General features: G+C 68.8%; 17 protein-coding genes. 14 read left to right on the plus strand and 3 right to left on the minus strand.

The features are described from left to right. Window positions 1–103 precede the first annotated feature (103 nt). A complete protein-coding gene (locus ACTJLF_RS04315; RefSeq protein ID WP_132798288.1) occupies window positions 104–532 on the minus strand; it encodes a VOC family protein in 429 nt (142 codons plus the stop codon). A 70-nt stretch (window positions 533–602) separates the two neighbouring features. On the opposite strand from ACTJLF_RS04315, the gene ACTJLF_RS04320 reads away from it, so the two are divergent. From ACTJLF_RS04320 to ACTJLF_RS04330, 3 genes are all read left to right on the plus strand, one after another. Then, the gene (locus ACTJLF_RS04320; RefSeq protein WP_132798290.1) at window positions 603–1208 is read left to right on the plus strand and encodes a TetR/AcrR family transcriptional regulator; all 606 of its coding nucleotides are present in this window, start codon (window positions 603–605) and stop codon (window positions 1206–1208) included. 384 nt (window positions 1209–1592) lie between these two features. Next, entirely contained in the window at window positions 1593–3005 is a 1413-nt protein-coding gene (locus tag ACTJLF_RS04325; RefSeq protein WP_440882563.1) for a DUF2868 domain-containing protein, read from the plus strand. Further along, window positions 3002–4426 (plus strand): GTPase/DUF3482 domain-containing protein, encoded by a 1425-nt coding sequence (locus ACTJLF_RS04330; RefSeq protein ID WP_440882564.1) that lies wholly within the window; start codon window positions 3002–3004, stop codon window positions 4424–4426. The genes ACTJLF_RS04325 and ACTJLF_RS04330 overlap by 4 nt, the downstream gene beginning before the upstream one ends. Here the strand turns inward: ACTJLF_RS04330 and ACTJLF_RS04335 are convergent, their stop codons facing one another. Beyond that, window positions 4427–5413, minus strand: a complete 987-nt coding sequence (locus ACTJLF_RS04335; RefSeq protein WP_440882565.1) for a sialic acid TRAP transporter substrate-binding protein SiaP — start codon at window positions 5411–5413, stop codon at window positions 4427–4429. It lies immediately after the preceding gene. Between the two features lie 165 nt (window positions 5414–5578). On the opposite strand from ACTJLF_RS04335, the gene ACTJLF_RS04340 reads away from it, so the two are divergent. The 8 genes from ACTJLF_RS04340 to ACTJLF_RS04375 all read left to right on the plus strand — a co-directional run bounded on the left by ACTJLF_RS04340 (window position 5579) and on the right by ACTJLF_RS04375 (window position 13337). Further along, the gene (locus tag ACTJLF_RS04340) at window positions 5579–6094 is read left to right on the plus strand and encodes an O-acetyl-ADP-ribose deacetylase (RefSeq protein WP_440882566.1); all 516 of its coding nucleotides are present in this window, start codon (window positions 5579–5581) and stop codon (window positions 6092–6094) included. 39 nt (window positions 6095–6133) lie between these two features. Then, window positions 6134–7882 carry an IlvD/Edd family dehydratase gene (locus ACTJLF_RS04345; RefSeq protein WP_440882567.1) on the plus strand — a complete coding sequence of 583 codons (1749 nt, stop codon included), beginning with the start codon at window positions 6134–6136 and terminating at the stop codon, window positions 7880–7882. Window positions 7883–7900: 18 nt separating this feature from the next. Next, the gene (locus ACTJLF_RS04350) at window positions 7901–8671 is read left to right on the plus strand and encodes a class I SAM-dependent methyltransferase (protein WP_440882568.1); all 771 of its coding nucleotides are present in this window, start codon (window positions 7901–7903) and stop codon (window positions 8669–8671) included. Window positions 8672–8822: 151 nt separating this feature from the next. Further along, window positions 8823–10280: a glycerophosphodiester phosphodiesterase family protein gene (locus ACTJLF_RS04355; RefSeq protein WP_440882569.1), complete on the plus strand. Its 1458-nt coding sequence runs from the start codon at window positions 8823–8825 to the stop codon at window positions 10278–10280. A 43-nt stretch (window positions 10281–10323) separates the two neighbouring features. After that, window positions 10324–10947 carry a PAQR family membrane homeostasis protein TrhA gene (trhA, locus tag ACTJLF_RS04360; protein ID WP_440882570.1) on the plus strand — a complete coding sequence of 208 codons (624 nt, stop codon included), beginning with the start codon at window positions 10324–10326 and terminating at the stop codon, window positions 10945–10947. Window positions 10948–10984: 37 nt separating this feature from the next. After that, on the plus strand, window positions 10985–11902 hold the full coding sequence (locus tag ACTJLF_RS04365; protein ID WP_440882571.1) for a bestrophin family protein: 918 nt from the start codon (window positions 10985–10987) through the stop codon (window positions 11900–11902). A 60-nt stretch (window positions 11903–11962) separates the two neighbouring features. After that, window positions 11963–12391, plus strand: a complete 429-nt coding sequence (locus ACTJLF_RS04370) for a hypothetical protein (protein ID WP_132798308.1) — start codon at window positions 11963–11965, stop codon at window positions 12389–12391. A 58-nt stretch (window positions 12392–12449) separates the two neighbouring features. Further along, window positions 12450–13337 carry an amidohydrolase family protein gene (locus ACTJLF_RS04375; protein ID WP_440882572.1) on the plus strand — a complete coding sequence of 296 codons (888 nt, stop codon included), beginning with the start codon at window positions 12450–12452 and terminating at the stop codon, window positions 13335–13337. A gap of 12 nt (window positions 13338–13349) precedes the next feature. Here ACTJLF_RS04375 and bla read toward each other — a convergent pair whose 3' ends face one another. Further along, window positions 13350–14237 (minus strand): class A beta-lactamase, encoded by an 888-nt coding sequence (bla, locus tag ACTJLF_RS04380; protein ID WP_132751383.1) that lies wholly within the window; start codon window positions 14235–14237, stop codon window positions 13350–13352. A 174-nt stretch (window positions 14238–14411) separates the two neighbouring features. Here bla and ACTJLF_RS04385 point away from each other — a divergent pair, with 174 nt between their 5' ends. The 3 genes from ACTJLF_RS04385 (at window position 14412) to ACTJLF_RS04395 (ending at window position 17688) form a co-directional block, all read left to right on the plus strand. Beyond that, entirely contained in the window at window positions 14412–14759 is a 348-nt protein-coding gene (locus tag ACTJLF_RS04385) for an ArsR/SmtB family transcription factor (RefSeq protein ID WP_019652056.1), read from the plus strand. A 37-nt stretch (window positions 14760–14796) separates the two neighbouring features. Then, entirely contained in the window at window positions 14797–15333 is a 537-nt protein-coding gene (locus ACTJLF_RS04390; protein ID WP_440882573.1) for an SRPBCC family protein, read from the plus strand. A gap of 249 nt (window positions 15334–15582) precedes the next feature. Then, window positions 15583–17688: a LamG-like jellyroll fold domain-containing protein gene (locus ACTJLF_RS04395; RefSeq protein ID WP_440882574.1), complete on the plus strand. Its 2106-nt coding sequence runs from the start codon at window positions 15583–15585 to the stop codon at window positions 17686–17688. Window positions 17689–17713: the final 25 nt, after the last annotated feature.

Genomic DNA, 17713 nt, shown 5'->3' on the forward strand with positions numbered 1-17713 from the left:
TTCTCCGCGAAACACCGTGGAACCGGCTTTGCCGCGCCACAGGTGCTGCCCCCGGAAGGGGGTTGGCATAGCGACACGAAGTGCGCGAAGCCTGGGGGAGAACCTAGCCCGGCAAGGCACCGGCCTCGTATTGGGCGACGAACTCCCCGCTCGGCGGGATCGGCTTGATGATGTCGATCAGCACCCCGTTCGGATCGCGCGTGATGAAGTGGCGCTGGCCGAATGCCTCGTCGCGCAGCGGCAGCAGGATCGGCAGGCCGGCGGCCTTCAGCCGGTCGTGCACCGCGTCGGGGTCGTCCACCTCGAAGTTCAGCAGCGTGCCGCCTGCCACCTGGCCGCGCGCGGCTGCGGGAATGGTCTCGTGGCGGCCGTCGAGCACGGCGAGGTTCACCGAGGGCTCGTCCGCCATCTGCAGATGCACGTACCAGTCGCTCGTGAAGAGCGGCATGAAGCCGAAGTGCGTCTTGTAGAAATCCGCGGTCGCCGCGACGTCGGCGGTCATGAGAACGGGGTAGTAGCTCGTCACTTTCACGGTGGACCCTTTCATTTAACATACAGACTGCATGTAAATTGAATATAACTTACAGACAGGCTGCATGTAAATGAGCAAGACCACATCGGCGACCGTCAGGACCAACCGCGAGCGCACGGAAACCACCCGCCTCGCCCTGCTGGACGCGGCGCGTGCCCTGTTCGTCGGCAAGGGCTACGCCGACACCTCCACGCCCGAGATCGCGGTGGCCGCGGGCATCACGCGCGGAGCGCTGTACCACCACTTCGAGGACAAGCGCGACCTGTTCCGCCAGGTGCTGCAGCGCGAGAGCCAGGCCGTGGCGGCCGACATCGAGGCGGCCGCGCCCGAGCAGCTCTCGCCGCGCGAGGCGCTGCTCGAAGGCAGCAAGGCCTACCTGAACGCGATGACGGCGCCGGGCCGGACGCGGCTGCTGCTGATCGACGGGCCCGCCGTGCTCGGCATGGAGGAAATCATGGCGCTGGACGACACCACCTCGGCCGCGTCGCTGCGCCAGGGCCTGGAGCGCGCCGGCGTGGGCAGGGACGAGGCCTCGCTCGACGCGCTCACCCCACTGCTCTCGGCCGCCTTCGACCGCGCCGCGCTGGCCATCGACGCAGGCGCGGACGCCGAGGAAACCCGCACCGCGATGCTGTGGCTGCTGGAGCGCGCGCTCGGGCCCGCTCGTCAACCCTGACGGCTCGCTCCGGCTCGGCGCTTCACACCCGCCTACACCACCCGCCGCCCCCTGCCGACAGTGGCGCCGCGATACCGGCGCGATGCTGAAGCCATCGTCAACACTGAGGAGCAATCGCGTGAATTCCATCATCTACATCGTCGGTCTGGTCGTGGTGGTCGTTGCCGTTCTTTCGTTCTTCGGCCTTCGCTGATCCACGAGCCCTGCTCATCCCTTCAAACGGGGCCGTTCGCGGCCCCGTTCTTCGTCGTGCCCTCGCGGGAATCCGCCGGAACCCGCCGGGCATAATTTGCGCGGCCCCGCACCGCTCGACCACCGTGTCGCGCCTGCTGCGCAGGGCCTCATCGACTCATCCGGATACAGATCGGCTTCAAAGGGACCCTGTTGACCAACACCGCGCTGCGCGACCCCGCCTTTACCGACGCGGTGATCACCGAGGCCATCCGATGGACCGAGCATAGCGGGCCGCTCGACGACGCACAGGCGCTGCGCACCGCAGCCTCCCGCACGACCGATCCGCACCGCCAGGTCACCGAGCGTGCGCTGCTGCTCGGAGAACGCATCGGCCTGCAGCCTGAACTCGCGCGTGCGCGGCAGTGGGCGCCCTGGGTGCTGATCGGCCTTTCGGCGCTGATCGTCATCGCCGGCCTCGGGCTCGCGGGCAACGTGGTCGGCGGGGGCGAGCGCCACATCAACGTGATCGTCGCGCTGGCAAGCCTGCTCGGGCTGCATGCGCTGACGCTCGTGCTGTGGCTCGCCGGGCTGTGGCTGCCGCTGGGCTCCTTCAGCACCGCCTCGCTGGGCTGGATCTGGCTGTCTCTCACCGCACGCGTGGCCGGCGGCAAGCGCGGGCAGGCGCCGGTTCTGGTGCGCGCGGCCACCGGGCTGCTCGCGCGCGCGAGGCTGCTGCCCTGGGCCTTCGGACTCGTGAGCCACGGAATCTGGTCGCTGTCTTTCGCGGTGGTGCTGGCCGCGATGCTTTTCGCGCTCGCGTTCCGCAGCTACACGCTGAGCTGGGAGACGACGATCCTGGAGCCGGAATTCTTCGTGCATGCGGTGCAGGCGCTCGGCTGGGCTCCGGCGAAGCTGGGTTTTCCGGTGCCCGATGCCGCGACCGTGATGGCCGCCCCCGGCTCCCCTGGCTCGTTGAATGCGGCCGGGCAGCGCACCTGGGCGCTGTGGCTCACCGGCTGCATCCTGGTCTACGGCTTTCTGCCCCGGCTGGTGCTGACCCTTTTGAGCGGCGCCATCCTGCACAGCCGCCGCAAGGCGCTGCAGCCCGACTGGCGCGAGCCCTACTACCGCAAGCTGCTGGCCCGCTTCGCCGCGATGGCGCCGGCAGCCATCGTCGATGCCGACCCGGGCCGCCTGCGCGCCGCCACGCCATCGGGCCTGCCGGCCTCGGAACTGCACGACGCCCTCTTCGTCCTCGGCTTCGAGCTGCCGCCCGACATGCCCTGGCCGCCGGCCGCGCTGCCCGCGGCCATTGCAGCGCAGGCGCAGCGCATCGACGGCAGCGCCCCCGCGCGGCGCGCCGTGCTCGACCAACTGGCCCGAATCCATCCGCGCACCGTGCTGATGGTCTGCCACGCAGCCTCGAGCCCCGACCGCGGCACCGAGCGCTTCCTTCGCGAGCTGCTGGCGCACTGCGGCGAATGCCGCCTGTGGCTGGCCGACTCGCCCGGGGCCGACGCCACGCAGCGCTGGCTCGACTGGCTGCGCGACACCGGCCTGGAGCGTATCGCCGCCAGCGAACGCCTCGAAGCCGCCCTGCCCGAAAGCGCCATCGCCCCATGACGCAACAGCCCATCCGCATCGCCGTCGTCGGCCACACCAACGCGGGCAAGACCTCGCTGCTGCGCACGCTCACGCGCCGCGTCGACTTCGGCGAGGTGTCGCAGCGCCCGGGTACCACGCGCCATGTGGAGTCGGTCGATCTCGACGTGGATGGCGAAACCGCCGTGCGCTTCTTCGACACACCGGGCCTGGAAGACGCCGTCGCGCTGCGCGAGCACCTGGCCGCCGGTTTCGACGCGCAGGCCACGCCGCCGGAGCGCATCCGCCAGTTCCTGCGCGGGCCCGAGGCGCACGGCGTGTTCGAGCAGGAGGCCAAGGTTCTGCGCACCATGCTCGACATCGACGCCGCCTTCCTGGTCATCGACGTGCGCGAGCCGGTGCTGCCCAAGTTCCGCGACGAGATCGAGCTGCTCAACTCCTGCGCGCGACCTGTGCTGCCGGTGCTCAACTTCGTGCGCGACGCCGCCAGCCGCGAGCCGGCGTGGAAGGAACTGCTCTCGGCCTACGGCCTGCACGTGCAGGTGCGCTTCGACGCGGCGGCCCCCTTCGTGGGCGCCGAGCGCGACCTGTACGGCGACCTCGCCACGCTGCTGCGCGATCGCCGCGAGCTGCTGCGCGGCGTGGTCGATTCGCTGGCTGCCGAGGCCGCACGTCGGCGCGAATCGGCGTGCTCGCGCATCGCCAGCCTGCTGGTCGATGCCTCGGCGGTGCGGCGCACGGTGCCGTCCACCGAGTTCGCCGACGACGCGCGCCGCAAGGCCCTCGTTGCCGCGCTGCAGAAGGAGGTGTTCGACAAGGCCCAGCGCTGCACCGACGACCTGCTCGCGCTCTACGGCTTTCGCCAGGGCGATGCCGACGAGGCGCCGCTTCCGATCATCGAAGGCCGCTGGACGCTGGACTTCTTCAGCCCCGAGGCGATGAAGGATGCAGGCCTGCGCCTAGGCAAGGGTGCCGTCATCGGCGCGGCGGTGGGCGTGGTGGCCGACCTCGCGGTGGCCGGCATCTCGCTCGGGGCTGGCGCGGCGCTCGGCGGCGCCATCGGCGGTGCGGTGTCGCAGGGTCTGGGGCCGCTCGGGCGCAAGCTGGCCAACAAGCTGCGCGACGTGCACGAGCTCACCGTGGAAGACGGCGTGCTCTTCACGCTGGCCGCGTGGCAGCTGAAGCTGACCCAGGCCCTGGAGCTGCGCGGGCACGCAGCCACGCAGCGCATCGCCGCCGAATCGCCCGAGGACGGCGATGCGCCCACGCGCGCGGCCGCCGCCGCGGTGCGCGCGGCGCAGCCGGCGCGCAACCATCCCGAGTGGGAAGCCGCCGGTATCACCTCCCGCAGCTTCTGGCGTCCTTCGCCGCAGCGCGAGGCCCTGGTGGCGCAGCTGTCGACGGCGCTGCAGCGCGCCTTCGAAGCGGCGCCCCAGCCCTAGTCAGTTCACCAGCGCCTGCAGCCGCGCATAGTCGCCCGGCCGAGCGCCCAGCTGCTCGGGCGTGGAACGCTTGACGACGCGCTCCTGGAACAGCTGCCGGTTGGCCGGCGACACGGTCATGCCCTTGTCGCGCAGGAACTTCTCGTCTTCCAGCTCGCCGGCGATCACGCCGACGTTGGTCCACTTCGCGGTGTCCGCCAGCACCTTCTCGACCATCGCCTGCTGCTGCGGATTCAGCCTGCCCCACGCCGCCTTGCCGATAACGATGCCCAGCGTGTCGTAGACGTGCGAGGTCAGCAGCACGTACTTCTGCACTTCGTAGAGCTTCTTCGACTTGACGATGTCCAGCGGGTTTTCCTGCGCCTCGACCTCGTTCTTCTTGAGCGAGCCATACAGGCTCATGAAGGGCAGCGTCACCGGCTTGGCGTCGACCGCGGTGGCGAAGAGCTGATAGGCCGCGGCAGTGGGAACGTACAGGCGCAGGTCGCGGAAGTCTTCGGGCCTGGCCAGCGGCTTTGCCGATGTGACCTGGCGCGCGCCGTAGTAGACGGAGGCGACCATGCGGTTGCCGCTCCTCTCGTTGTAGCCCTTCATGAGCTCGGCCAGCAGCGGGCTCGCCAGGTACTTGCGCATGTGGTCGAGGTCCTTGAAGGCAAAGGGATAGCTCGCCAGGCTCAGCGGCGGATAGCCCTCGGCCAGCGTGGCCTGGCCGACGTAGGCGATCTGCATCGAGTCGTTGGCCAGCATGAGCGGATAGTCGCCCTCCTGTCCCAGCTTGGAGGAAGGCACCACCTCGATCTTGATCTTGCCTTCGGACTGCTCGGCGATCTTGCGCGCCGCCAGCTCGGCCTGCTGGTGGAAGATGCTCGTGGGCTCGTAGACGTGGCCCCACTTGAACTGCAGCGCCTGCGCCTGCGCAGCCACTGCGCCCGCGAACGCCATGCAAAGAAAAACACCGGCGCGGCGCCACGGCAACAAGCTTTTCATCGACTCTCCCTCGGGTTGAAAACAGCCCGGCCCCATGCAAGATCGACGCCATGGTGGCGGGCGCTGCCGGGCAGCATGTCCGGCGCGGCGATCGTAAGTATTTGAAACCTTATTCGTAACCGGGTTTGCCCGACTGCGGCCGACGCGCCTACGATGCCTCTGCACATGACCGATACGACCAAGCTGCGCGCGATCCGCGCCGACATCACGACCCTGCGGGTGGACGCCATCGTCAACGCCGCCAACTCCTCGCTGCTCGGCGGCGGCGGCGTGGATGGAGCGATCCATCGCGCGGCCGGGCCCGAACTGGTGCACGAATGCCGGCTGCTGGGCGGCTGCAAGACGGGCGATGCGAAGCTCACCAAGGGCTACCGGCTGCCCGCCGGCTTCATCATCCACACCGTCGGCCCCGTATGGCGCGGCGGCGGGTCGGGCGAGCCGGAGCTGCTGGCCTCGTGCTACCGGCGATCGATGGCACTCGCGGCGGCACAGGGCGTTCGCAGCATCGCGTTTCCGGGCATCAGCACCGGCATCTATGGCTACCCGGTGGAGCCGGCGGCAAGGCTCGCGGTGAGCACGGTGCGGGAAGCCCTGGCGGATGCCGCATCGCCGGTGGAAGAAGTGGTCTTCTGCTGCTTCTCCGCCGGGGACCTTGCCATCTACGAAGCGGTGCTGGCCTGATCCGGCATCGGCCCTGAAGAAAAACCAACCCCACACCCCATGTCCGAATCCAAGCTCCAGTCCGAGGACAGCGACGACAACGCCGGCATGCGCAAGGGCCTCACCAGCTACGGCGACCGCGGCTTCTCGCTCTTTCTGCGCAAGGCCTTCATCAAGGGCGCGGGCTATACCGACGCCGCGCTGGACCGGCCGGTGGTCGGCATCGCCAGCACCGGCAGCGCCTACAACCCCTGCCACGGCAACGCGCCGCAACTCGTCGAGGCCGTGAAGCGCGGCGTGATGCTCGCGGGCGGGCTGCCGATGGAGTTTCCGACCATCTCTGTGCACGAGAGCTTCGCCGCGCCGACGAGCATGTACCTGCGCAACCTCATGGCCATGGACACCGAGGAGATGGTGCGCGCGCAGCCCATGGACGCGGTCGTGCTGATCGGCGGCTGCGACAAGACCGTGCCGGCGCAGCTCATGGGCGCGGCGTCGGCCGGGCTGCCGGCCATCCAGCTCATCACCGGCTCGATGCTCACCGGCAGCCATCGCGGCGAGCGCGTGGGCGCCTGCACCGACTGCCGCCGCTACTGGGCCCGCTATCGCGCGGGCGAGATCGACGCGCAGGAGACCGCAGACGTCAACGACCAGCTGGTGGCGAGCGTGGGCACCTGCTCGGTCATGGGCACGGCCAGCACCATGGCCTGCATCGCCGAGGCGCTGGGCATGACGGTGCCGGGCGGGGCCTCGCCGCCCGCAGTCACGGCCGACCGCATCCGCATCGCCGAGCAGACCGGCGCGCAGGCGGTGCGGATCGCGCGCGAGCGCCTCACCATCGACCAGGTGCTGACTCCCGCCGCCTTCGAGAACGCGATGCGCGTGCTGCTGGCCATCGGCGGCTCGACCAACGGCATCGTCCACCTCGCGGCCATCGCCGGCCGCATGGGCCTGGACATCGACCTGCACGCGCTCGACCGCATGGGCCGCGAGACGCCGGTGCTGCTCGACCTGAAGCCCTCGGGCCGGCACTACATGGAAGACTTCCACGCCGCGGGCGGCATGGCCACGCTGCTGCGCGAACTCAGGCCGCTGCTGCATCTCGACGCCCTCACCGTCACGGGCCGCACGCTGGGCGAGGAGATCGAGGCCGCCGGCCCCGGCTTCGCGCAGGACGTGGTTCGCCCGGCGGCGCAGCCGATCTACCCGCAGGGCGGCATCGCGGTGCTGTGGGGCAACCTGGCACCGGGCGGCGCGATCATCAAGCAGTCGGCCGCCGACCCGGCGCTGATGGAGCACGAAGGCCGCGCCGTGGTCTTCGAGAACGCCGAGGACCTGGCCCGCCGCATCGACGGCGACGAGCTCGACGTCACGCCGCACGACGTGCTGGTGCTCAAGAACATCGGCCCCAAGGGCGCGCCGGGCATGCCGGAGGCGGGCTACCTGCCGATCCCGCGCAAGCTCGCCCGGGCCGGCGTGAAGGACATGGTGCGCATCTCCGACGGCCGCATGAGCGGCACCGCCTTCGGCACCATCGTGCTGCACGTGACGCCCGAGTCGGCCATCGGCGGGCCGCTGGCCCATGTGCGCAACGGCGACCGCATCCGGCTCAGCGTGGCGAACCGCGAGATCTCGCTGCTGGTGAGCGACGAGGAACTGGCACGCCGCGCAAAGGAGTCGCCAGCCGTGGTGCCGACCGCCGAGCGCGGCTACCGCAAGCTCTTCCTGCAGGCCGTGACGCAGGCCGACAAGGGCGTGGACTTCGACTTCCTCCGCGCGCCGGGCAACGCGGGCAAGGTGCCGCGCTAGCCACCGCACAATGCCCGGATGACCAACGACTTCTACGACGAACTCGCACCGCTCTATCACCTGATCTATCCGGACTGGAACGAGAGCATCCGCGTACAGGGCGAGAAGCTCTCGCAGCTCATCGAGGCCGAATGGCCCTGCACCCAAGCGCGCCGCAGGGTGCTCGACGTGTCGTGCGGCATCGGCACCCAGGCGCTGGGGCTCGCGGCGCTGGGCCATGCAGTGACGGCGTCGGACCTGTCGCCCGATGAGATCGAGCGCGCGAAACGGGAAGCCGGCCAGCGCGGCCTCGACATCGCCTTCTCGGTGTGCGACATGCGCGAGGCACACACGCACCACGGCGGCGGCTTCGACATCGTGATGTCGTGCGACAACTCCATGCCGCACCTGCAGACCGACGCCGACCTGCTCACGGCCCTGCGCCAGATGAGCGCCTGCCTCCGCCCCGGCGGTGGCTGCGTGGTCAGCGTGCGCGACTACGCGAAGGAAGAGCGCGGCAGCAACATCGTGAAGCACTACGGCGCCCGCCTGGACGAAGGCAGGCGCCATGTGCTTTTCCAGGTCTGGGACTTCGACGACGACGGCGGTGGCGATCACTACGACCTCGGCTTCTTCTTCGTCACCGAGGATCTCGCGACGCAGGCGGTGAGCACGCGCGTGATGCGATCGCGCTACTACGCCATCTCGACGGCGAGGCTGTGCGAGCTCATGCAGGAAGCAGGCCTCAAGGACGTGCGGCGCATCGACGGTGCCTTCTTCCAGCCCGTGCTGGTGGGCACGCGGCCCTGACAAGAAGCCGCCCGGGCGTCGATCCGACGCTGGTTTTCAGGCTGTTGCAGGGGAAGTCGCGGGGGCGCATGCCGGTCACTGTCCCGTCACGGGGCAAACCTAGCATCCGCCGGCTTTCGCTTCTTCATCAACAGACACCTGAAAACCACATATGAAAAAGAGCGTTCCCGCGTCTGCGAACCGTCCCGTCCTCGCGACCATCGCCGCAATCACCGCCATCGGCGGAAGCATCCTGATGACGGCCTGCGGCGGCGGCAACGGCGGCGGCATCTCTTTGCCGGTGCTTCCGCCGGCACCGGCGCCCGCCCCTGCACCGGCTCCCACGCCCGCTCCGCCCGCGCCAGCGCCGCTGGGCACGCTCGACGGTTCCGTCCCCCTGGTCATCGGCCATCGCGGCCTGCCAGGCCTGTATCCGGAAGAAACGAAGACCGCCTACGAGGCCGCCGCCGACGCCGGCGCCGATTCGCTCGAAACCGACCTGCACCTCACCAAGGACTGCGTGCTCGTCGCGCGCCACAACCCCTGGCTGAGCGACAACACCAACATCGCGGAAGTCGCCAAGACCAACACCACGGTGGCTGCGCGCCAGCGCACCGTGCCGGGCGTGAAGGTCAACGTGAAGTATCCGGTCACGCCCGAGAACGGCCCCGCGCAATACTGGAGCGATCTGACCGATCCCAACGACCCCAAGTCGGTGCTCAAGTCGCTCATCGTGGATGGTCAAGACCACACCGGCGACTGGTCCATCACCGACTTTACGATGGACGAACTGCGCCAGTGGATCCGCGGCACCACCTACGACGCCAGGAACCAGCGCCCCACCGACCTCAACGGCAAACTGCCGATCATCAGCTTCCAGGAGCTGATCGACATCGCCAAGGCCAAGAGCGCCGCCACGGGCCGCGCGCTCACCGTGTACCCGGAAACCAAGAACCCGATCTGGAACAACGCCCAGGCCATCGCCAACGGCTGCGGCCCCGCGGGCAGCCATCCGCTGGAAGACGCGCTGCTGAAGGTCATGAACTTCAACGACCTCAACCGAAAGGACGCGCCGATCTTCGTGCAGAGCTTCGAGCCCGAGAGCCTGAAGTACCTGCGCTCGGCCGGCATGAAGGCGCGCGCGGTGCAGCTGATCGACGGCAACGACGTCAACTACCAGACGGGCGAGATGATCTACGTCACCAACGACGAGTACACCTTCATCGATGGCCGCCCCTACAGCTGGACCCTGGCGGGAAATCCGAAATTCTTCGGTGAAATGCTCACGCCCGCAGGGCTAGCAGAGATCAAGACCTACGCCGACGGCATTGGGCCGTGGAAGCCGCAGGTCATGGCGCACACCATCGTGCCTTTCGTCGCAGGCAAGGGCCTGGCCGACGTGAACAACGTCAAGCCCACCAGCCTGATCGCCGACGCGCACAAGGCCGGCCTCTTCGTGCACACCTACACCTTCCGCAACGAGCCAAACTACCTGGCAGGCGTCTACAAGGGCGACCCGACGGCCGAATACCTGGCGTTCTTCCGCGCGGGCGTCGACGGCGTGTTCTCGGACTTCGCGAACACCGCCTTCGCGGCGCGCAAGACCTACCTCAAGGAAACGGGGCGCTGAGACAAGGCACGCGAGGCAGGCAGGCGAATTCTGGCGAGGCGCGATGTACCCGGGCGAACGGCTCAACGGATACAGCCACCTGCTGGGCCTGCTGCTCGCGCTGCCGGCAATGGCCCTGCTGCTCGCCAAGACGTTGCCCACCGGCGATCCCGCGCGCATCGTGGGCGCGCTGGTGTTCTCCCTCTCGGCGGTGGCGCTGTATGCCGCCTCCACCCTCTTTCACAGCACGCGCGGGCGCCTCAAGCGCATGTGGGAGCGCGCGGACCACTGCGCCATCTTCCTGCTGATCGCCGGTACCTACACGCCCTTCGCGCTGGTCACGATGCAGGGCCCGTGGGGGCTCTTGCTGCTCGCGACGATCTGGACCGCGGCCGCCTTCGGCATCCGGCGCGAACTGGTTCCGGCGAAGAATGGCGCGCCGAAGAAGCCGTCGCTGCCGATCTACATCGGCCTGGGCTGGCTGGTGGTGCTGGCTGCCGTGCCGCTGGCTGCAAGGCTCGATACGGCAGGCCTCGTGTGGCTGCTGGTCGGCGGCGTGTTCTATACGACGGGCACGGTGTTCTATCGCAACCGCTCGGGCTTCAGGCACGCGCACGGGGCGTGGCACCTGTTCGTGCTGGCGGGAACGACGAGCCACTACGTGGCGGTGGGCTGGTTCATCCTCTGAGCTTCGAGTCGGCGGGCGCGGGGATAATCCCCCACCGATGATCGTCCGACCCCGCCCCCACTGGCTGCGCATGCTCTTCGTATGGCACGGCTCCGTCCTGTCGGACATCGCGCCCCAGCTGCTGTGGACCACCGCCTTCGCGGTGCTGGTGACGGTGCTGCACGGCCGGCTCTTCCAGTGGAAGGTGCCGCTGAACTTCGTGCCCTTCTCGCTCATCGGGCTGACGCTTGCCATCTTCCTGGGTTTCCGCAACGGCACGAGCTACTCGCGCTACTGGGAGGCGCGCACCCTCTGGGGCACGCTGCTCAACGAGACGCGCACGCTGGTCCGGCAAGTGCTCACGCTGACGGATGCGCCCGCTGAGGCATCCACGCCGGCCATGCGCCTGGTCGCCTTCGTCCACGCGCTGCGCCATCAGTTGCGCGGCACCGACGCTTCGGCCGACCTCGCCCGGCTGCTGCCCGCACAAGACTGCGCACGCCTTCGGGCCGCGCGCTTCAAGCCCGCCGTGCTCCTGCTGATGGTGGGCGAGTGGCTGCGCGAGCAGCGCCGCCACGGCCGGCTCGACCCGACGCTGGCGCAGGCCATGGAGCACCCGCTGGGCCGACTGACCGAAGCGCTGGGCGGCTGCGAGCGCATCGCGGGCACGCCGATACCGTTCACGTACTCGGTCATCATCCACCGCACCATCTACCTGTACTGCGTGCTGCTGCCCTTCGGGCTGGTTGACGCGATCGGCCCGATGACGCCGGTGGTGGTCGCCTTCATCGCCTACACCTTCTTCGCGCTGGAGGCGCTGGGCGCGGAGATCGAGGAGCCCTTCGGCACGCAGCCCAACGACCTGGCGCTGGATGCGATGTCCCGCACCATCGAATCGACGGTGCGCGAGATGCTGGGGGAGCCGCAGGTGGCGACGCCTCCCACGGCCGGGCCCGCGGGGTACATCCAGACCTGAGGAGCGAGCGGCCTGTCACCTGCAGTCTGCAATTCCTCGAGCACATCCCCGGAACCTCCCATGCTGTCCAAGCCCCGGCATCCGCTGCACGCCATGCTCGCGATCGTGGCGGGCGCCGTGGTCGCGCTCCTCGCCGGATGCGAGCGCGTCGACACCGCCGCGCAACCCACCCCCGAGGAAATCGCCATCCGCACCGCGCCTGCCGAGCAGGTGTTCCAGGGCACGCTCGCCGGCCAGCCGGTCCATCTGGTGGTGCACGACTGCGAAGTGCTTCGCGTGCGGCAAGGCCCGCAGGGCCGGCTCGAATGGACGAGCGTGCTGGCTCCCGAACCGTATCCGCTTCCGACCGCGTGCGAGCGCCAGTCGCTGAGCTTCGATGCGGGGCAGGTCACGGCAAGGCTCGGTCGACGTGCCTTCGGCGCGGGCGGCTGCTGCGCCAGCGGCGGCACCTATCGCTCGGCCGATGGCCTCACCTGGAAGAAGCTCTAGCGCCCGGCATCGCCTCCAGGCCCGGATAATCCGGCTCCTTTCATCACGAGGGGTACGCATGAGAGCCGCCGCATCCGCCATCGCCATGCTCCTGGCCGCCGGCACGGCGTTCGCCCAGGGGACGCCGGCTCCGTACAAGGGCCCTCTGTTCGACACGCACCTGCACTACAACCAGGAAGCCTGGGACGGCAACACCGGCCCCTTCCCGCCCTCGGAGGCGCTGGCGCGCATGCAGCGCAACGAGGTGAAGGCAATCATCGCGAACTCGCGCCCCAATGCCGGCACGCAGACGCTGGCGGCGGCTCGCGAGACGCGTGCGGCGGGCGTGACGGTGGTGCCCTTCGTGCGGCTCTACCGCAACCGCGACGACTACACCAACTGGTTCCGCGACGAGACCATCTACGAGATGGTGCAGACAGAGCTTGCGCGCGGCACGGCCAGCGGCCCCTATCGCGGCCTGGGCGAGTTCCACCTGTACGAGAGCGCCAACGCCAACGGTCCGGTCGCGAAGAAGCTGGTCGCGCTGGCGGAGCGCGAGAAGCTCGCGGTGCTCGCGCACGTCGACGACGTAGCGGTCGACCTGCTGATGGCGAATGCGCCTTCGAAGGGACAGTCGCTGCGCCTCATCTGGGCCCACACGGGCATCGGCGGCACGCCGGTGGAGCGGGTGCAGGCGATGCTGGAGCGCTATCCGCTGCTGATGGGCGAGCTCTCGTACAGGCCGGGGCTGACCTGCGAAGGCGGCAGGCTCTGCCCCGAATGGCGCGCGCTGATCCTCAAGCACCCGGGCCGCTTCATGGTCGGCTCCGACACCTGGATCAACCAGCGCTGGAGCAGCTACGACGAAACGATGCGCGCCTATCGGGTCTGGCTCGGCGACCTGCCGGAGGATGTGGCGCAGCGAATAGCCTGGGGCAACGCGGCCGGACTGTTCGGCATGCGCTGACGCCGCGGGCTCTCAACCGGCCAGGGCGGTGGCAGCGATGCGCGCGGCCGAGGCGATCACGTCGTTGCGGCCCTTCGCATCCTTCTGCGGGAAGGTCAGGTACACCGACAGCACGATGGGCGCACCGGCCGGCGGCCACAGCACGCCGACGTCGTTGGTCGAGCCATAGGAGCCCGAGCCGGTCTTGTCGCCCACCTTCCATCCCGCCGGCACGCCCGCCAGGAAGCGCTCGGTGCTGGTGGTGTTGCCCAGCAGCCAGGTCTTGAGCTGATCGCGCTGCGCCGCGCCCAGTGCGTCGCCGAGCACGAGGCGCTGGATGCTGTCGCTCATGGCCGACGGCGTCGTGGTGTCGCGCGGATCGCCCGGGATGCTGGTGTTGAGTTCGGGCTCGGTGCGGTCGAGCCTGAAGGTCTGGTCGCCGATGCCGCGCGCGAAAGCGGTGACCGTGGCCGGGCCGCCCAGCTCCTTCAGCAGCAGATTGGCCGCGGCGTTGTCGCTGTACTGGATGGTGGCAGCACACATGGCGGCCACCGTCATGCCGGTGGCGACATGCTTCTCGGTGATCGGCGAATGGTCGATCAGGTCGCCCTTGCCGTAGCTCAGGTTGCGCGACAGCAGGCTGCCGTCCCTGGTGCTGCGCTCGAGCACCGCAGCGGCCAGCATCAGCTTGAAGGTGCTGCACAGAGGAAAGCGCTCGTGCGCCCTGTGCTGCAGGCGCACGCCGCTGCCCGTGTTGAAGCCGGCCACGCCCAGGCGACCGCCCGATGCGCGCTCCAGCTCTGCGAGCTGCGCTTCGGCGGAAGACTGGGAGCGCGCGCCCGACCACGCTGTGCAGGCGCCGGCAAGCGGCAGGACGGAGGCGGCGAGCAACAGGGTGCGGCGCTGGATGGGAGATGTCATTTCGTTTTCTCTTTCTTTTTGCGAGTGGATGGAACGAAACGAATCCTAGGAGCGCCCCCTGCCACGATCCAGCCTGATGCCGGCGTTTCCCGTCCCGGGTGTATCCGGTGTAACGGACATCGTTATTCAACTATTTGGTTGAACATCAGCGGGATCGCGTCTATATTCAACCATATGGTTGAACTAGAACTCGCAGACGAACGGCTCGACGCCGTGTTCCACGCCCTTGCCGACAGCACGCGCCGCACGATGCTGCAACTGCTGTCCCATGGCGAGTGCAGCGTGGGCGAACTGGGCGCGCCCTTCCACATGTCCTTCGCCGGGGCGTCCAAGCACGTGAAGACGCTGGAGCGCGCGGGCCTGGTGTCGCGCACCGTGCAGGGCCGCGCACATGTCTGCCGGCTGGAGCCGGAGGCGCTGGCCATGGCGGATGCATGGCTGCGCTACTACGAAGGCTTCTGGAGCAATCGCCTCGATGCGTTGGAGCAGGAGCTGAGGCGCGATTCGCAGGCCCGAAAGTGAGCGTTTCTCCCCCATCCAACCCAAGGAGCATCAGCAAATGACGACCAAGCACAACCTGGGCGCCCAGGTCGACGCCACCACCCTGCGCATGGAGCGCATCCTGCCCGCGCCCATCGAGCGCGTATGGGCCTACCTCGCCAACTCCGACAAGCGCGCCACATGGCTGGCCGGCGGCGCGCTGCCTCCGGCGCCAGGCGAACTCTTCGAACTGCGCTTCGACCACACCAGCCTCACCGGTGAAGTGGCGCCCGATCGCTTTGCCGAGTGCCGAGAACCGATCCTGCAGAAGTCGCGGCTCCTGCGCATGGAGCCGCCCAGGCTGCTGGCGATCAGCTGGAACGAGGGAGGCGCGGCACCATCGGAAGTCACCTTCGAACTCACGCCGCAGGGCGACACCACGCGGCTCGTGCTCACGCACAGCCGGCTGGCCAGCCGCAAGGGCATGCTCAGCGTGGCGAGCGGCTGGCACGCGCATGTCGACGTGCTCATCGAAACCCTGGCGGGCGGCAAGCCGCAGGGCTTCTGGACGAATCTGCTCGCGCTCGGGCAGGAGTACGAGGCGCACATCGGCTGAGGCTGCGCGCTCTTTCGCCCACTCCCTTCTCTTGCATTTCTCTCCACGGGGCCTTCGGGCCCCGTTTTTCTTGGCCGTCGACCTTCACGGTCCTGTCAAACCGTTGTCACCCGCGAAGCTCAATATTTGAGGCATTCGGAGCATTTGTGCGTTTTGTTGCAAATGCATTTCCTTGCACAACCACATGCGGGAACACGCAAGCCCATGGTCGGAGCCACGGGCCGGCATCTCAACACTTCGAGGGGAATCATGATCAGAGGATTGAACGCTCGCCATGCGCGTGCGTGGGGAAGCGCTTGCACGCTGCTGCTTCTTGCGGCCTGCGGTGGGGGTGGTGGAGGTGGCGGCGCGAGCTTCCCGCTCGTCGGTACCCCACCGGCAAGCAGCGGCAGTGGTGGCAGCGCCGGCAGCAGCAACGCGCCGCCGCCGGTCAACCAGGGCAAGAGGGGACCGAAGGCATTGGTCGTGGAGATCGACGGCTTCACGCATTCGGCGCTTCGCGATGCGATGGCGCAGAACAAGGTCCCGGCCCTTCAATCGCTGCGCGTTGCGCCGGCCTGGACCGGCGGCGCCAACGGCACACCGAGCGAGCAGCGCACCACCGACGGCCCCGGCTGGGCCACGCTGGTGACCGGCACCTGGGCACAGCGCCACGGCGTGCGCTGGGACACGGCCGACCAGCGCATCGACGTCAAGCTCGCACCTTCCGTCTTCGCGCTCGCCAGGCAGAACAACAAGGCGGCCGGCTACAGGACGGCATCGGTCACCTCGAGCCCGCTGTACCCGCTGCTGCTGGCGAACGAAGCCGGCACGGTGGACAGCGCCATCGACTGCGCGGGTGCCGACGCCTGCGTCACCGACCGCACCTCGCAGCTCATCGACGCCGGCTACGACCTGCTGGTGGCGCAGTACGGCGCACCGGCAGCAGCCGCGGGCAACGGCCTGAAGAGCGACGCCTACCAGCGCTCGATCGCCGACACCGCGGCAGGCATCGACCAGTTGCTCGCACGCGTCGCACAGCGCTCTGCCAACGACCCGAAGGAAGACTGGCTGGTGATCCTCACCACGGGCCATGGCCTCGATGCCTTCGGCAGCGCCACCGGCGTGCAGGACAACGGCAACAAGACGGTCTTCATCGCGAGCAACAAGACCCTGGCAGCCCTGCCGGGTGTCGGCGCTGCTGCTCCGGCAGATGCCACGCTGCTCGCACTCGCTGCCGCCACCGACATCGCGCCGACGGTGCTGCGCCACCTCGGCGCGCTGCCTGCGGCAACGGACTACCGCTTCGCCGGCCAGGCCTTGCAGGCCAGCACCTCGCTGCGCAGCCTTGCAGCGAAGACCGGCGCGGACAAGCGCAGCATCGAACTCTCGTGGACCCTTGCCGGCAACACCAGCGCCGCGGTGCAGGTCCTGCGCGACGGCAAGGTGGTGGCCACGCTGCCGGCCGGCTCCACCGCCTACACCGATCCCATCGTCGCGGCGAGCGACGGGCTCTACGCCTTCCAGTACACGGTCGTCGCGGGCGAAGCCAGCGTGGCGCTTGCGGCTCAGATCTCGTATGTCGCGCCCGAGGCGCCGGTGACGCTTGCACCCACGCTGGCGAACGGACTGGTCAACTACTACCCGCTCGACGCCCTGCCCGGCGTGGATACCAAGAACGCCTCCACGCTAGCGCCGTGGGCGTCCGACGCCAACGGCGGTTCGCTGGTCGACGACGGATACAGCGCGCCCTACAAGGCCAAGGCGCTGCGCGTCGACAGCACGGTGAAGAACGCCAGCGGCATGGCCGGCTACCGGCTCGTGCAGAACAACGACGTCACCACCAACGCCGCGGTCACGGCATTCACCATCGGGTTCTGGGTGCGCACCGATGCCACCTGCAGCCAGGGGGTGAGCAACGGCGGCACGGTGATCGGCAACAAGAACTACACCACCGGCGGCAACGCGGGCCTGGCCATCAGCCTGTTCGGCAGCTGCGAGATCCGCTTCAACGTCGGCACGGGCAGCGCGCGCGCGGACAGCAACGGCTACAGCCTCAGCGCAGGCCAGTGGGCCTACGTGGCGGTGGTCATCGACAAGGCGGCGCTCACCATGCGCGGCTACGTGATGGACCCCGTGCGCGGCGTGCAGACGAACAGCACCGCCATCACCACCGCGCTGGTCGACAAGCTTGGCGGCCTCGGCAACGGCCTGGGCCTCAACGAGGACGGCACCGGCCTCTACTACCAGCGTGAGAGCAGTTCGCCGCGCGGCGCCATGGACTTCAACGACTTCGCGATCTGGAACCGTGCGCTCACGAGCGCCGAGCTCAACAGCATCTTCAAGTCGGGCCAGCCGCTGTCGAGCCTGCCCTGAGCCCAGATCACCTTCAGCCCCAAGA

Origin of the sequence: Variovorax sp. 22077 (assembly GCF_052044195.1) — a bacterium.
In the GTDB taxonomy this organism is placed as follows: Bacteria; Pseudomonadota; Gammaproteobacteria; order Burkholderiales; family Burkholderiaceae_C; genus Variovorax; species Variovorax atrisoli.

Coding starts and splice junctions, on each gene's coding strand:
- ACTJLF_RS04320 (WP_132798290.1), top strand. CDS start 603: ATGAGCAAGACCACATCGGCGACCGTCAGGACCAACCGCGAGCGCACG.
- ACTJLF_RS04330 (WP_440882564.1), top strand. CDS start 3,002: ATGACGCAACAGCCCATCCGCATCGCCGTCGTCGGCCACACCAACGCG.
- ACTJLF_RS04335 (WP_440882565.1), bottom strand. CDS start 5,413: ATGAAAAGCTTGTTGCCGTGGCGCCGCGCCGGTGTTTTTCTTTGCATG.
- ACTJLF_RS04340 (WP_440882566.1), top strand. CDS start 5,579: ATGACCGATACGACCAAGCTGCGCGCGATCCGCGCCGACATCACGACC.
- ACTJLF_RS04345 (WP_440882567.1), top strand. CDS start 6,134: ATGTCCGAATCCAAGCTCCAGTCCGAGGACAGCGACGACAACGCCGGC.
- ACTJLF_RS04350 (WP_440882568.1), top strand. CDS start 7,901: ATGACCAACGACTTCTACGACGAACTCGCACCGCTCTATCACCTGATC.
- ACTJLF_RS04355 (WP_440882569.1), top strand. CDS start 8,823: ATGAAAAAGAGCGTTCCCGCGTCTGCGAACCGTCCCGTCCTCGCGACC.
- trhA (WP_440882570.1), top strand. CDS start 10,324: ATGTACCCGGGCGAACGGCTCAACGGATACAGCCACCTGCTGGGCCTG.
- ACTJLF_RS04365 (WP_440882571.1), top strand. CDS start 10,985: ATGATCGTCCGACCCCGCCCCCACTGGCTGCGCATGCTCTTCGTATGG.
- ACTJLF_RS04370 (WP_132798308.1), top strand. CDS start 11,963: ATGCTGTCCAAGCCCCGGCATCCGCTGCACGCCATGCTCGCGATCGTG.
- ACTJLF_RS04375 (WP_440882572.1), top strand. CDS start 12,450: ATGAGAGCCGCCGCATCCGCCATCGCCATGCTCCTGGCCGCCGGCACG.
- bla (WP_132751383.1), bottom strand. CDS start 14,237: ATGACATCTCCCATCCAGCGCCGCACCCTGTTGCTCGCCGCCTCCGTC.
- ACTJLF_RS04385 (WP_019652056.1), top strand. CDS start 14,412: ATGGTTGAACTAGAACTCGCAGACGAACGGCTCGACGCCGTGTTCCAC.
- ACTJLF_RS04390 (WP_440882573.1), top strand. CDS start 14,797: ATGACGACCAAGCACAACCTGGGCGCCCAGGTCGACGCCACCACCCTG.
- ACTJLF_RS04395 (WP_440882574.1), top strand. CDS start 15,583: ATGATCAGAGGATTGAACGCTCGCCATGCGCGTGCGTGGGGAAGCGCT.